At 72.2% G+C, this 13818-nt stretch carries 9 protein-coding genes; 7 read left to right on the forward strand and 2 right to left on the reverse strand.

The genetic code is table 11. The features are described from left to right. Positions 1 to 70: 70 nt before the first annotated feature. Complete coding sequence (locus tag FVE25_RS07980) at positions 71 to 1486, reverse strand: hypothetical protein (protein ID WP_157245789.1); 1416 nt, start codon at positions 1484 to 1486, stop codon at positions 71 to 73. A 270-nt stretch (positions 1487 to 1756) separates the two neighbouring features. Here FVE25_RS07980 and FVE25_RS07985 point away from each other — a divergent pair, with 270 nt between their 5' ends. From FVE25_RS07985 to FVE25_RS08020, 7 genes are all read left to right on the forward strand, one after another. Further along, the gene (locus FVE25_RS07985) at positions 1757 to 2509 is read left to right on the forward strand and encodes a hypothetical protein (protein ID WP_157245790.1); all 753 of its coding nucleotides are present in this window, start codon (positions 1757 to 1759) and stop codon (positions 2507 to 2509) included. Positions 2510 to 2552: 43 nt separating this feature from the next. Further along, positions 2553 to 3311 carry a hypothetical protein gene (locus tag FVE25_RS07990; protein WP_157245791.1) on the forward strand — a complete coding sequence of 253 codons (759 nt, stop codon included), beginning with the start codon at positions 2553 to 2555 and terminating at the stop codon, positions 3309 to 3311. A gap of 105 nt (positions 3312 to 3416) precedes the next feature. Then, positions 3417 to 4601 carry a PucR-like N-terminal domain-containing protein gene (locus FVE25_RS07995; RefSeq protein ID WP_157245792.1) on the forward strand — a complete coding sequence of 395 codons (1185 nt, stop codon included), beginning with the start codon at positions 3417 to 3419 and terminating at the stop codon, positions 4599 to 4601. A 179-nt stretch (positions 4602 to 4780) separates the two neighbouring features. Then, positions 4781 to 5980, forward strand: coding sequence for a hypothetical protein (locus FVE25_RS08000; RefSeq protein WP_157245793.1), 1200 nt, complete (start codon positions 4781 to 4783; stop codon positions 5978 to 5980). Further along, complete coding sequence (locus FVE25_RS55015) at positions 5977 to 7305, forward strand: hypothetical protein (protein ID WP_246266790.1); 1329 nt, start codon at positions 5977 to 5979, stop codon at positions 7303 to 7305. The genes FVE25_RS08000 and FVE25_RS55015 overlap by 4 nt, the downstream gene beginning before the upstream one ends. 118 nt (positions 7306 to 7423) lie before the next feature. Further along, positions 7424 to 10426 carry a coiled-coil domain-containing protein gene (locus FVE25_RS08015; RefSeq protein ID WP_157245794.1) on the forward strand — a complete coding sequence of 1001 codons (3003 nt, stop codon included), beginning with the start codon at positions 7424 to 7426 and terminating at the stop codon, positions 10424 to 10426. Between the two features lie 67 nt (positions 10427 to 10493). Next, a complete protein-coding gene (locus tag FVE25_RS08020; protein WP_157245795.1) occupies positions 10494 to 11789 on the forward strand; it encodes a threonine/serine exporter family protein in 1296 nt (431 codons plus the stop codon). A gap of 345 nt (positions 11790 to 12134) precedes the next feature. Here the strand turns inward: FVE25_RS08020 and FVE25_RS08025 are convergent, their stop codons facing one another. Further along, the gene (locus FVE25_RS08025) at positions 12135 to 13655 is read right to left on the reverse strand and encodes a citrate synthase (RefSeq protein WP_157245796.1); all 1521 of its coding nucleotides are present in this window, start codon (positions 13653 to 13655) and stop codon (positions 12135 to 12137) included. Positions 13656 to 13818 lie beyond the last annotated feature (163 nt).

Genomic DNA, 13818 nt, shown 5'->3' on the forward strand with positions numbered 1-13818 from the left:
GTCTTTGCGAAGCAAGTGACTAAAGACACGATTCCGCATCGGTCACGGCTTCTGTCAACGCATGATGAGCTCAATTTCCGGATTTATCATCTTGTGCGAGTTTCTTGCCGTTGATGGTCACCTCGGGCGGGCACTGGGGTGACGGGGCGCCGGCCGTGCCGCAGAGGGCTCCCTGGGTCACCTGGATCTCGTTGCCCTTGCCCGAGACGGCGGCCGTCAGCAGGCGGCTGATGTCCTCGCCCACCCCGCAGCCGGTGAACGGCGGGATCGTCACCAGCCCGCGCAGGACGCCGCCCACGAGCAGGTTGTCCTGGTACGGCGGGTCGTACATCTCGCCGCCCCTGAGCTTGAGGTCGAGCGGCTTCGACGTGCGGCACTTCGGGCCGACCTCCACCTGCCGGCCGTTCATGGCGGCCTTCAGCACGCGCATGGTCACCCGCGCGTTGACCGCCACCATCAGGTCGTCGGAGCCGTCCGCGGTGGAGGAGTCGATGAGGTGCACGTTGGCCACGCCCACCTGGGTGAGCTCGACCGTCGTGGTCGTGGGCACGAAGCCGAAGGTGAGGAAGGTGCCGGTGGCCCGCACGGGCTGGTTCTCGCCGACATAGTCCTGGCGCTGCCAGGGGACGGTGCCCGGCGGCGGGTCCCTGGGCACGACCCAGCGGAAGCCGGTGAGGCTCTTCACCGCCGACAGCGACTCGATCGAGACGCCGGCGTCGAGCTTCTTGATGTTGGAGAAGCCCTTCAGCTTGGCGCAGCCCATGGCGGGCGGGATCGGGCCCGGCACCGCGGTCGGCGGCACCTCCGGGACCTCGAAGTCGGGGTTGAGCGCGGTGGCCGCCGGGTTCGGCGGGCAGTCCGTGCCGGGGCTCGGGCCGCGGAAGAGCACCTTGGCCTGCACGGTCGCCGACTCCGGCGTGCAGGTCGCGGTCCTGGCCGGGCCGGTCGCGGGGGTGAGCGCCATCGTCAGCGCCGAGGCGGTGAACGTCGCCGTGCCGGGCACCGCCGTACGGAAGGCGTCGCCGCGCTGGCCGGCCGTCCACGTCGCGGCGGTCAGCCGTACCTCCCCGGTGGCCGGGACGGGGCTCCTGGCCGGGCTGCGGACCTGCCGCCAGCTGAGCACGCGCGGCTCCGGCGCCTCGCCGGCGTCCGGTTTGAAGGCGGCGGTGACCTTCGGGGTGATGACGGCGGTCAGGGCGTCCGCCGGCGGGTCGGAGACGTCGGCCAGGATCGACCGGGGCATCACGATCTTCATGCTGAGCCGCCCTGGCCGCACGTCGGTGTTCACGGCCTCCGGGCTCTTCATCGTGACCGTGAGGCGGATCCGGATGCGGTGGTTGACGGTCGAGGTGCCGACCTTGCAGCCGTAGGTGGTGTCCGACACCGGGCCCTGCGACCCGGTGGCGGCACTCCCCCCTGTGACGAGCACGGTCGCCAGGACGGCGGCGGCCGGTCCGGCGGCGATCCACGATGCGGCGCGGCGCATGGCAGTCCCTTCAGCGGTGTGCGCGGCACGCTAGGACACAATGCGACGATATTTCAAGACAGTCAGACACCTCTGTCACGCGCTGACAAAACGGCGGGACGGCTTTGTCACCGGATGAGCGACGGCCGGTTGGCAGCCGATGACTAATTCACCGCGCATTGTTTGTCACTGGCTGAGCAATACATATTTCCGCGTTTCGAATTGTTGACGCCAGAACTCTCTTCTGTTTCTGTGACGTTCGTCACCATCTCACATTCACGGAGGCACCCGATGAAATCCCTCGCCCGCGTGTCCGCGCCATTAGCCTTGGCCGCCGCCGCGCTGATCCTGCTGCCGGGCACGGCCGTGGCCGCCGACTCCCTGCCCACCATCCGCAAGGGCACCGCCACCGCCGCGCCGTACTCCGGGAGGATCCAGGCCCTGAGCTTCGGCGAGGTCTACTTCTCCGGCAACGCGCCCTTCATCGGCCTGGTGGACACCACCTGCCAGTACGCCCAGCTCCGCGGCGGCGTCAACTCCGACGGCACCGGCGGCTACGTCAACTTCGTCCAGATCGACAACAACGGCTCCGGCGGGGCCTGCCCGAACAACCAGGGCGGCACCACCACCATCACCGCGATCGACACCAACGGCACCGGCGTCATCCGCTACGACGACGACCACGTCAACAGCCGTGACACCTTCCTCAAGCTGCCCGGCGACCAGCCCGGCGTGAAGATCAAGGCCGTGATCGAGATGCCGGCCGTCACCACCGAGCCGCAGACCTGCTACTACGGCCTCACGGCCGACACGCCCGACATGGAGATCGACCTCTACAACCCGGACAACCCCAACCGGCCCGACACCGGGGTGGCCCAGGCCCAGGGCAGCGCGCAGGGGCAGCAGTTCTACCTGATGACCTCCGAGACCAACGACGTCTACTGCCCCGAGGCGGCGGCGGCCTTCGCCAACGTGGTGGTCAAGGGCGAGACCGTGGCCAACTCCGGCACCTACGACCAGAAGCTCTACGCCACCAAGGCCTGATCCGACGACATCCGATTCGGGGGCTCCTTTCGAAAGGAATCCAGTGAAGCGAGCCGAAGCCGTCCTGGCCGCCTTGCTCATGATGGTGACGCCGGCCGCCATGGCCACCCCCGCGCAGGCGGAGACCATCCCCGCGTTCGACTTCGACGACTGTCCCGACCTGCCCGACCGGGCCGATCCCCGGTTCTGGACGTGCAACGTGATCATCGTCAACGGCGGGAAGTTCGTCCTGGGCAAGTTCGACCAGGTCATCAACAAGGAGATGAAGATCACCTATGCGACGGGCCTCGACCCCGACACCCGCAAGCAGGTGACCGTCTTCGGCCGGCTGCGGGCCGAGCGCATGACGGTCAGGAGGGGCATCTTCGGCGACCCCATCCTCACCGCCGTCTACGCCGAGCCCCAGTACGCGGGCTCGTTCGACGTCGTGCCCGGGCCGATCTGGAAGATGGCGCTGAAGGTGCGCATCATCAACCCGGTCCTCGGCCACAACTGCCGGCTCGGCTCGGACGCCGGCCCGGTCCGGCTGAACCTCATCCTCGGCACCACCAACCCGCCGCCGCCGAACACGCCCATCTCCGGGGTGAGACCCGTTCTCGTGTCGACGAATCCGCCGATCCAGAAGGCCACGATCGTGGACAACGCGTTCGCGGTGCCCGGCGCGCAGGGCTGCGGGCTCAACCTGGGGCTGCTGAACGCGGTCGTGAACTCCCAGGCAGGCACCCCTGCCGCGGCCGGCTACAACACCGCGATCTTCCAGCAATACGGATCTTTCAAGAAGTACACCGACATCGTGCCCTGAAAGGTTCGATGATCAAGGAAGTGCCTGGTCTCTTGTGAGGAGACCGGGCTCTTCCCTATGTTCGTTGTGTCACATGTCACAAAGCGTGCGAGGGAGGTGTGACTGTTGACGCAAACCGTTGAACAGGGTGACTTATCCGGCCCGATCCCGCCGCACTTCGCCGAGATCATGTGGCCAGAAGTACCCAGCATGGTGGACGAGGTCCTGCAGGCCATCCGCGAATCGATCCCCGAGTTCGCCCATCGCACCACCGGCAAGCACGGCCAGCTGTTACGCCGCGGCATCGACTGCATCCTTACCTCGTTCATCCAGCGCGTCGCCGACCCCACCGCCTCCTTCGAGGCCCGCGACGCCGTCTGCCGCCAGCTCGGCCGCTTCGAAGCCCGCGAAGGGCGCAGCCTCGACAGCCTGCAGGCCGCCTACCGGCTCGGCCTGCGCCTGGTCTGGCGCCGCAGCATCGAGGTCGGCAACAGGTACGGCATCGCCCCGTCCCTCGTGGCCACCATGGGCGACTCCATCATCGCCTTCATCGGCGACCTCGCCGAGCAGTCCGTCCGCGGCCACCAGGAAGAACTCGCCCGCGCCAGCAAGGACCTGCGTGAACGCCGGGCCAGGCTCCTGCGCCACATCCTCGACGGCGGCGGCGCCGTGGCCGAACGCGCAGCCCGGGCCGCCTGGACCCCCGCGGAAGAGATCACGCTGGTCGCCCTCCGCCCCGGCGCGGCCGACCCCGGCCGCCCGCTCGACCCCGGCGTGCTGGCCGACTGGGACAGCGCGGAACCCTGCCTCCTCTTCCCCGGCGCCCTCGGCCCCGACCGGACCGCGCGCCTGGAGGAACTGCTGACCGGCCTGCCCGCGGTGATCTCCGTGACCGTCCCGCTGACCGGGGCGCCCTCGGCACTGCGGTGGGCCCGGCGGGTCTTCTCGCTGGCCGACGAGGGCATCATCGCGGGGGCGCCGCTCATGCGCTGCGAGGATCACCTCCTCACCCTGTGGCTGCTGGCCGACCAGGAGCTGACCGAGCAGATCGCGCGCCGGGCCTTCGCCGCCCTCGACGCCTTCACCACCGGGCGCAGGGAGCGGCTGCTGGAGACGCTCGGGGTGTGGCTGTCCACCCGGGGGACGGCGGCCGACATCGGCGAACAGCTCAAGGTGCATCCCCAGACCGTCCGGTACCGGATGCGGCAGCTCGAAAGCGCCCTGGGCGACGCCCTGACCGAGCCGGACCGGCGCTTCGCGATCGACCTGGTGCTGCGCGCCCGGGCGGCGAAGGGCGCCTTCGGCAGCTGACGCCGGGCGGTCGCTATCCGGTACGGCGCGTTCTCCGGTACGGCACGTTCTCCGGTACGGCACGTTCTCCGGTACGGCACGTTCTCCGGTACGGCACGTTCTCCGAGACAGTGCGTTCTCCGGTACGGCACGCCGCGTCCGGTGCCAGAGTGTCGGTGCGAAGCCGTACCTTAGTGCGCGTGCCTGAACAGCCCCTGACCCTCGACGCCGCCCTCTCGGAGGAGGCGGTGCTGTCGACCTACCGCCGGATGTTCGCCGCGCTGGCCCGCGACAGCGGCGCCGTGGTCGACGACCCGGCCCTGGTCGACATCGCCGAGACGCTGTTCGGGGCGTTCGCGGAGGCGGGCGAGGAGTGGCTGACACACGAGCAGATGCGCTACGCCTGCCGCGCCTACCCGGGCGACCAGTTCGACAACCGGCTGCGGGTGCTCAAGGGCCTGGGCGCCATCCGCGAGGTCTTCCCCAAACCCAACCAGCTGCGCTACCGCGCCTCGTTCACCAGCGTCGTCGGCCTGATGTTCATCCGCCGCATGATGGACGACGGCGGCCAGTCCGAGATGCACCGCCTGCTGGCCCTGGAAGACCTCAACGTCGCCGACCCGCGCACCACCATGGAGGAGGCCAGGCAGAGCGCGGTCAACCTGGCCCGCGCCTTCCGCCTGTGGGCCCTGGAGCTCATCACGCTGACCACCGGCACCATCGAGGAGCTGCGCGAGCAGGCGCCGAAGCTGTGGGGCACCGAGGAGATCGCCCGCCGCGCCCAGAGCCTCCACGGCACCATCCTCACCCGCTGGCCCGCCCTCGACCGCACCTGCACCGACCTGCGCGCGGCCATCTACGCCTACAGCGACGCCAGCCGCCGCGCCGCCGGCCGCCTGGCCGACTCCGCGGGCACCACCCGCAACCTCACCCTCCTGCCCACGGAGACCTGGCGCACCTTCGCCCAGACCGCCTCGCGCGAACGCCTGGCCGCGGTTCTCGACGGTTTCCTGTTCGACGCCCCGGCGCCCTGGCACGATCCGGCCGCCATCGCCCGCGCGGTGGACGAGGCCCCGCGTCCCGTCCCCGCCCAGCCCACTCCCCCGCGCTCCGACCTGCCCGACCCCGGCCCCGCCGACTCCCTCGACGGCTCCACCGACGCCGTGACCGCCCGCCTCACGGAACTCGCCGAGTCCCTGCTGGGCGGATCCACGAGAATCCGCCTGGCCGACGCGGTGGGCGCCGACTGGCCCTCGGCCCGCCGCCTGCTGGCCGACCTGACCAGCATCGACCTGCGCCCAGAGCTGCCCTATCGCCTCACCTGGTCCGACGAGCTCACGGTCGACCCGGCCCGCGAGCCCGCCTGGCTGTCCCACGGCTTCTTGGAGCGCACCGCATGACCACCCCCGGCCCCGAGGCAACCTCCCCCGACGCGCGCAGCGCCTCCGCGCCCGAGGCGGCGTCGGCCGCCCCTGACGACGTGGTGTCAGAAGCGGTGGTGCGGTTCGGCCAGATCGGCCAGATGGCTCCGGCGGTCGCGCATGCGATGGCACGCTCCGGTGGGCCGCTGCGGCTGGGCGCCGGCGTGGCGGCGCCGCCCGGGATGGTGCGGCTCACCCATGCCGACACCACCGGGGTGGCGGTGCCGGTGTGGCCCGATGGCGCCACGCCGTCGTTGCTGGAGGAGCACCAGGTCGCCCCCATGCCGGTCGAGCGGGCCGGGGAGGCCAGGCGGGTGCTGGCGGCCTGCCTCAAGTGCTGCTGGCGCGACCTGACGAGCGACCCGTGGCCGGGCGTCGCGGCCCCCGTCGAGCTGGTGCTGGACACCTACCGGGCGCTCATCGGCCGTTCCGACGACCTCATGCGCAACTGGGCCGTGGGCGCGCTGCGGCGCCTGCACGAGTCCTCGTGGGTGATCCTCTCCGACGGGCTGGTACGCCTCGGCCCGCGCTGCGCCCTGTGGCCGGTGGAGTCGTTCGCCCAGCTCAAGGAGCTGGTGCGGCGCCTGCCGGAGCCCGAGCGCGACGAGCTGACCGTGGTCGGCGACGACGACCTGGTGGCCGGCGTCTCCGCCGCCGCCGAGCCAGGCGGGCAGGTGGACGGCGGCCGGCCCGACCTCGACGACCTGCTGTCGGGCTACGACGAGCGCCGCCGGGCCGAGCTCGTCGCCGCCCACCTGGTGCTGGAGCACGCGGCCGAGCCGGTGCCGGAGGCCAGGTTCATGGCGCTCCGGGATCCGGCCATGCGGCGCACGCTGGGCGAGATGCTGGCACGGCGCGGCCGTACCCTCATCCAGCAGCACGAGCGCTGGATCTCCGGCTACGGCGACGCCACCGCCGCGGAGGCGGCCGCGGGCGGCGGGCTGGGTGAGAGCGAGCGGGCGGTGCTGACCCTGGTGCTGGTGCACTCGGTGGCGATCCCGCGGGCCGAGGGGGCCCTGCCGGAGGACACGTGGCTGTCGCCGTACCCGACGCCGGTGGACGAGCTGCGGCGGCACACCCAGTTGCCCATCGGCGAGCTGGAGGCGGCCCTGCGCACGCTCCGGCACGCCGGCCTCCTCGGTCAGGTGAAGGCCGGGGAGGAGGCGGGCGGATACGTGCCGGGGCCCCAGTTCCACCGGCTCACGCCCGTCGCGCGCCGGCGCCTGCAGGAGGAGCTCATCCTGGCGGCCGGGCCGCACACGCCGCTGGCGGCAGCCGTACGCGCCCGGAGGTCCGCATCGTGACGGCGAGGCGGGGGCGGCCGGGAGCTCGGGTGAGCCGCGCGAAAGGCGGGGGGCGCGGGTGTGCCGGGCCCGGGCGGGCAGCAGGGGCAGGTCGTCGTACGAGTCACGGGGGTTGAGGGTGTCGCAGGTGGAAAACGTCGTCGGGGACCGGGTCCTGATCGCCGTGCAGGCGGTCAACATCTCCCGGCTGTCGACGCATCCCGTGCCGACCGTGCCCGGAACGCTGATCGTGGTCGCCGGGGCCGGGCCCAAGGACTCCAACGGAGCCGGGAAGTCGTCGTTCATCGCCTCGGTCACCGCGTTGCTCGGTGACGAGCAGTGGCGGTTCGCGTCCGGGGCGAAGGCGGTCTCGGAGCTGCTGTTCAACGCCGAGCTGGCCAGCGGGGCGGGCGGCAAGCAGTGGGCCAGCGCCGACCACGGGTACATCGTGGGCGTCTTCGGGCCGCCCGGTGAGCAGATGACGGGCGCTGAGGAGGAGCGGCCTTCCCCCGGCGAGGAGGACGGCGAGTTGTTCGCCATGCCCACGGGTGGCGCGATCACCGTCTGGCTGCGGGTCAACCAGGAGGCGCCGCACCTGGAGATCCGGTGGCGCGAGGGGGTGCACCTTGCGGCGGCCGCCTCCGAGGCGGATCGGGTGGCCAGGGCGGATGAGATGTGGGCGGCGTTGCCCAAGTCGGCCGGGCGGCGGGACGTCGTGGCCCGCGACCTCACCAAGGTGCTTTACGGCGACCGGGTGCGATGTGTGTCGTTCCTGTCCACGTCGGTGCGGAGCAAGGTGGCCACGAACCTGCTGTCGCAGCCGCTCAACGAGATCTCGCCGGAGCGGGTGTTCGAGGCGATCGCGGCGCTGACCGGTCTCGACACCGAGCTGGAGCAGGAGCGCGAGGCCAGGCGGGACGAGCACGCCAAGCGGGTGCGAGCGGCGCAGGCGGGCGATCGGCTGGCGGAGTTCGAGGCGGAGTCGAAGGCGCTGCTGACCACGTTCGACCGCCGCGATCAGGCGCGGGTACGGCTGGCCGAGGCGTTGCGCTGCTGGCGGGGACGGCAGGCCAGGAAGCTGGCCGACGCGGCGGCCAAGGACGAGGCGCTGGCGGCGGAGTCGGTCACCTACCAGGAGGCGGCCGAGCGGGCGGCCGAGGCCATCGCGACGGTCAAGGCCGAGATCGCCTCGCTCAAGGACGACACGCTCGACCGGAAGGTGAGCGAGGCGCGGCGGGAGCTGGCGGCGTTGCAGGCGCGGGCGGCCAAGCTGGAGGCCGACCGGGCCGTGGCCGCCAACTCCGCCGACGAGCTGCGTGGTCAGATTCCGGCGCTGGAGGAGACGCGGCGCTTCGCCGACGGGCGCGACGTCCCGGCCGCCGAGCGGGAGGTGGGCGAGTCCAGGCTCCGGCTGAACGAGGCGCTGAAGGCGCTGGGCGTGGCCGACCGGGAGGTGGCCTCGGCGCAGGCGGCGCTCGACGACGCCGAGGGCGGTCCGGCCGCCGCGCAGCTCAACGCCCTGTCGGCCGCGGGGCTTTCCGCCACCGGCCTCCTGGACGCCCTGGACGTCGCCGAACAGGCCCGCGACGACGCCCGCGGCGCAGCCGGGCCCGATGGGCTGGGGTTGGCGGGGTTGCGCGGGTGGCCCAACGAGCATGCGGTGATCGTGGACGCCGGTCAGCTGGAGGCCGCCGCAGCGGCGCTGGCCGGCTTGCCGGGCTCGGTGCTGGTGTCCTCGGCCGGGGTCAGTGTCGTGGGGGCGTTCGACGGGGTCGCCACCGGGCGTGAGGCGCGGATCAAGGCGGCCGAGCACCGGCTGAACCGGGCCATGGACACCCAGGAGGCGGCGACGCAGGCCGTACACGATGCCGAGGGCGCGGTCGCGGAGGCGCAGCGGCGGCTCGAAGGCGCCAAGGCGGCGGTACGCCTGGCCCAGATCGAGGAACGGCTGGCCGAGCGGCGGGCCAAGCTGGCCGAGCTGACCGGGGCGCTGGAGGAGGTCACGCCCAAGGTGGCCGAGACCGAGCGGCTGGCCGGATCGCTGGACTTCCGCGCGCGCACCCGTGACATGGAGATCGAGCGCATGGAGGGCCGCAGGCAGCGGCACGAGGCCGAGCGCGAGCAGGCGCTGGGGCAGGATCGCCGGGTCGGCGGCGAGCGGGAGGGGCTCAAGCTCGACGCCCTGGCCGCCGACTGGGGCGGCACGGCCGAGGGCGCGCGGGAGTGGATCGGCGCGCTGACCGAGGAGGAGCGTCCGCGCGGGGCCGACGAGTGGTGGCGGATGGCCGAGCGGCATTTCGACCAGGCGCAGCGCGACACGTTCCCGGAAGAGGACGACGAGATCCCGGAGGAGCTCGGCTTCCTGCTGGCCGAGCGGGCGGGCAGCACGGCGCGCGAGCAGGCGACGTTCGCGGCGGTGTGCGGGGCCCTGGCGTCGTACCTGCGTGGGCAGGAGGAGTACGAGAAGCACCAGCGCCGCCAGATCGAGGCGCAGATCGTCTCCCGCCAGCGCGACCTGGCCGCCGCCGACAAGGGCGCGGAGGAGGCGGCGCAGTCCACGGCGGTGCACCGGGCCGCGCTCACGGCGGCGATCAAGGCGCGGCTGACCCGGGTGGCCGAGGAGTTCGACAAGCTCGACACCGGTTACGGCGGCTATGGGGCGACGCTGGAGTTCCCGGTGCCGCCGCCTCCGGCCGACCCGGAGCAGCGCTGGCAGTGGCGGGTCACGCCGAAGTGGAAGCGCGGTGAGGGGCAGGGATTCGTGCCGTACAACCGGCGGGCCAACACCGCGCTCATGGACGAGAAGGCGGTCAAGCTGGTGTGCGCGGCGGCCATCGCGTCCTCCGGGGGCGGGCACCTGTGCCTGGTGCTCGACGAGCTCGGGCGGAACCTCGGCAAGGAGCACCGGCGGGAGGCGGTGGCGTTGTTCCGGCGGATCGGCGAAACATACGGCATCACGGTCATCGGCGCCCTCCAGGACGACATGGAGCCGTACGCGATCGACGCCTGTGGCCAGTACATCAAGCTGAGGCGGTCGTCGGACGCCATGCCGTACAACGAACCACCGGTGATCATCGGGCACGACCAGCACGCCGAGCGGGTGAAGGCCCTGGCCCACTACGTGGAGCGGCCCGCTTCCTGAAAGATCGGCCAGCCTTCGGTGTGCCTGCGCGGCGGCGGCCGGGCAGGCGGCTAACGTCCGGAATCCGATGACATACACCGCCTCCGATGCCGACGGGCATCGTGCCATGGCCCTGGCGCTCCGCGTCGGCGAGCTGCTGCTCGGCAGCGGCGAGGCGACCGAGAACGTCGGCGGCGCCATGCGCAGGATCCTCGAGACCTACGGCCTGCGCAACGTCGAGGCCGACGTCAACCTGTCGGCGATCACGCTGTCGCATGTGCCCGAGGACGGGCGGGCGGCCACCACCGCCGAACGCCGGGTGCGGCGGCGGCAGCCCGACTACGACCGGCTGATCGCGGTGCACGGGCTGGTCGGGGAGATCACCGCCGAGGGGCTGACGCTGGCCGAGACGAAGGACCGGCTGCGGGAGATCACCCGGCGGGTGAAGGTGTATCCGGAATGGGCGGTGGTCTGCTCGCTGGCGCTGATCTCCGCCTCGGCCGCGGTGCTGATCGGCGGCGACCTGATCGTCGCGGCGGCGGCGTTCGCGGCCACCGTCCTGGGCGACCGGGCGGGGGCGTGGCTGGGACGGCGCGGGGTGGCGGAGTTCTTCCAGCTCGCCGTGGCCGCCGGATTCGGCGCGCTGATCGCCGTACTCCTGATCTGGCGGGAGGTGCCGGTCCCGGCCTCGGCCGTGGTGGTCGGGGCGGTGATCGCGCTGCTGCCGGGACGGCCGCTGGTGGCCTGCGTCCAGGACGGCATCGCCGGCGAGTACGTCACCGCCACCGCCCGGCTCACCGAGGTCGTCTTCATCGTCGCGGCGGTCGTCTCGGGCATCGGCTCCATGCTCGCCCTGGCGGTGAAGCTCGGGGTGCCGATCACCGTGGACAACGTGCCGGTGGCGCCGCTGTCGATGGCGACGCCGCAGCTCGTCGGGGCGACGGGGGTCAGCCTGACGTTCGCGGTGGCGTTGCTGGTGCCGCCCCGCTATCTGCTGCCGGGGGCGCTGGGCGGGCTGCTGATCTGGGTGACGTTCGTGTTCCTGACGTGGCGGGGGTTCCCGTCGGTGGTCGCGACCACGGTCGCCTCGGCGGTGGTCGGGCTGCTCGGCACGGCGTTCGCGCGGCGGGTGAAGGTTCCGTCGATGGTCTTCGTGATCCCGGCGATCGGGCCGTTGCTGCCGGGGTCGGTGCTGTACAAGGGCATGCTGGAGATGAGCCTGGGCGAGCTGTCCAGGGGGACGCTCCATCTCATCGAGGCGCTGTCGATCGCGCTGGCCATCGGGGCCGGGGTGATCATGGGCTCAGAGGTCCTGCGCGCCTTCCGCGGCCACGACCTGGCCCGCCGCATCCGCCCCGCCTCCCGCCGCACCCGCGGCTACTGACGCCCCCGGCGGCCGTTCCCTGGTAGTTGCTGTTCCTCGTGGTTGCTGTTCCTCGTGGTTGCTGTTCCTCGTGGTTGCTGTTCCTCGTGGTTGCTGTTCCTCGTGGTTGATGCGCCACGCAGATGGTGCGCCATGCAACTGGTGCCTCACACAGTTGATGTCCTACGCAGTGAATGCGCGACGCAGTAGATGCCCCGCGCAGTGGACGCGCCACGCAGTGGACGCGCCACGCAGTGGTTCCTGCTTGATAGATCCATATACGGCGGAGCCGCCCCCACACCTCCCCCCGCCGTGCGCGGGCGCCGGTCGGCGGGCGCTTCTCATGTCGGACGGGGTAGCGCACCGCTACGAAGCGCCGCCGGCCGGGTGCCGCGGGACTCCGGCCCTGTGTCCCGGCGGGTGAGAGGCGCGCAGGCGGAGCAATGACCCCCGGGCATACTCCTCCATGGCGTGGGCCAGCCATCCGGCGGACCTGGCCACGGCGAAGATGGCTTCACCGGCGCCGGGGATCATGCCGGTGACGGCGGCGAGGGTGGCCAGGGCCAGGTCGATGTTGTGTTCCGGGAGGCGGCGGCGCCGGGTCTCGGCCAGGACGGCGTGGGCGGCGGCGAGGCGGTCGTGGCCGGGGGCGGCCGTCCCGATCAGGTCCAGGAGGGTCGTGCCGCGGGCGTCGCCGTTCTTGTAGACGCTGTGGCCGAAGCCGGGGATGCGTTCGCCCCGCCGTACCCGATCGGCGATCACGCGCGGGGCCAGGGCGGGCTCGGTCACCTCCGACAGGAGGCGCTCGGCCCCGTAGGAGGCGCCGCCGTGGAGGGGGCCGCCGAGGACGCCCAGGCCGGTGAGCACCACCGCGTAGGGGTCGGCCTTGGCGGAGGCGGCGACGCGGGCGGCCAGGGTGGAGGCGGCCAGTTCGTGGTCGGCCAGCAGGATGAGGGCGGCGCGCAGGGCAGAGAGGAGTCCGGCGGAAGGCGGGGACTGGGTGAGCTTGGGCCAGAGGCGCTCGGCGATCGAGACATCACCAAACCCCGCCACACCAACAGAGCCGTCGCCGGCCTCTGCCACGGTGCCCCGGACGTCGCCAGGCGCCGTCGCAGCGCCCTGCTCCCGGCCGCCGGATCCCGCAGTGCCCGGGACGTCGCCGGAGCCCGCCTCCGCCACCGGAGGCAGGGCATCGACCAGGCCCGCGATCAGGCGTCGCCCCGTGGCGGCCACCGAGGCGGGGTCGAGGTGGTGGCGCAGGGTGTCCGTGGCGCCCAGGACGGTCACGATCACCTGGAGCCGGTCCAAGGGCAGGAGGCCGCCGGGCAGGGAGAGCTGGGCGGTGCGGGCGGCGTGCAGGGCGGCTGGGTCGCCGGCCCAGGGTCCGGGGTCGCCTACCCAAGATTCGGGGTCGCCAGACCGGAGTGTGGGGTCGCCCGACCAGGATGCGGGGTCGCCCGACCGGGGTGCGGGGTCGCCCGACCGGGGTGCGGGGTCGCCCGACCGGGGTGCGGGGTCGCCCGACCGGGGTGCGAGGTCGCCCGACCGGGGTGCGAGGTCGCCCGGCCGGGGTGCGAGGGCCTCGTCGGCCCACAGGAGGCCGGCGACGGACTCGAAGGTGGCCGTGCGGGCCAGGTCGAGGGCGTCGTGGCCGCGGTAGTAGGGGCGGTCCAGGCCGAGGGTGGTGACCGATGACTCGATGACCAGGTCGGGCGGCTGGTTGCGGGGGCGGCCGCGGCGGGCCAGCTGGTCGATCTCGGCGGCGTCGAACAGGCTGCGGCGGCCCTCGTGACGGCGTTTCAGTACGCCACGGCTGACATAGGCGTAGAGGGTCGCGGGTTTGACGCCGAGCCAGTCGGCAGCGGTGGCGGCGTCGATCCAGTCCATGTCACCCGGTCCATGTCACCCGGTCCATGTCACCCGGTCCATGTCACCCGGTCCATGTCACCCGGTCCATGTCACCCGGTCCATGTCACCCGGTCCATGTCACCCGGTCCATGTCACCCGGCCCATGCGCCCTCTGTCCATGTTGACGAAAATCAATATTGAT

The sequence above is a fragment of the Nonomuraea typhae genome (genome assembly GCF_009760925.1).
Taxonomy (GTDB): domain Bacteria; phylum Actinomycetota; class Actinomycetes; order Streptosporangiales; family Streptosporangiaceae; genus Nonomuraea; species Nonomuraea typhae.

Bases quoted from the DNA above. Each gene is read 5' to 3' on its own strand.
- FVE25_RS07980 (WP_157245789.1), bottom strand. From the start codon at position 1,486: ATGCGCCGCGCCGCATCGTGGATCGCCGCCGGACCGGCCGCCGCCGTC.
- FVE25_RS07985 (WP_157245790.1), top strand. From the start codon at position 1,757: ATGAAATCCCTCGCCCGCGTGTCCGCGCCATTAGCCTTGGCCGCCGCC.
- FVE25_RS55015 (WP_246266790.1), top strand. From the start codon at position 5,977: ATGACCACCCCCGGCCCCGAGGCAACCTCCCCCGACGCGCGCAGCGCC.
- FVE25_RS08020 (WP_157245795.1), top strand. From the start codon at position 10,494: ATGACATACACCGCCTCCGATGCCGACGGGCATCGTGCCATGGCCCTG.
- FVE25_RS08025 (WP_157245796.1), bottom strand. From the start codon at position 13,655: ATGGACTGGATCGACGCCGCCACCGCTGCCGACTGGCTCGGCGTCAAA.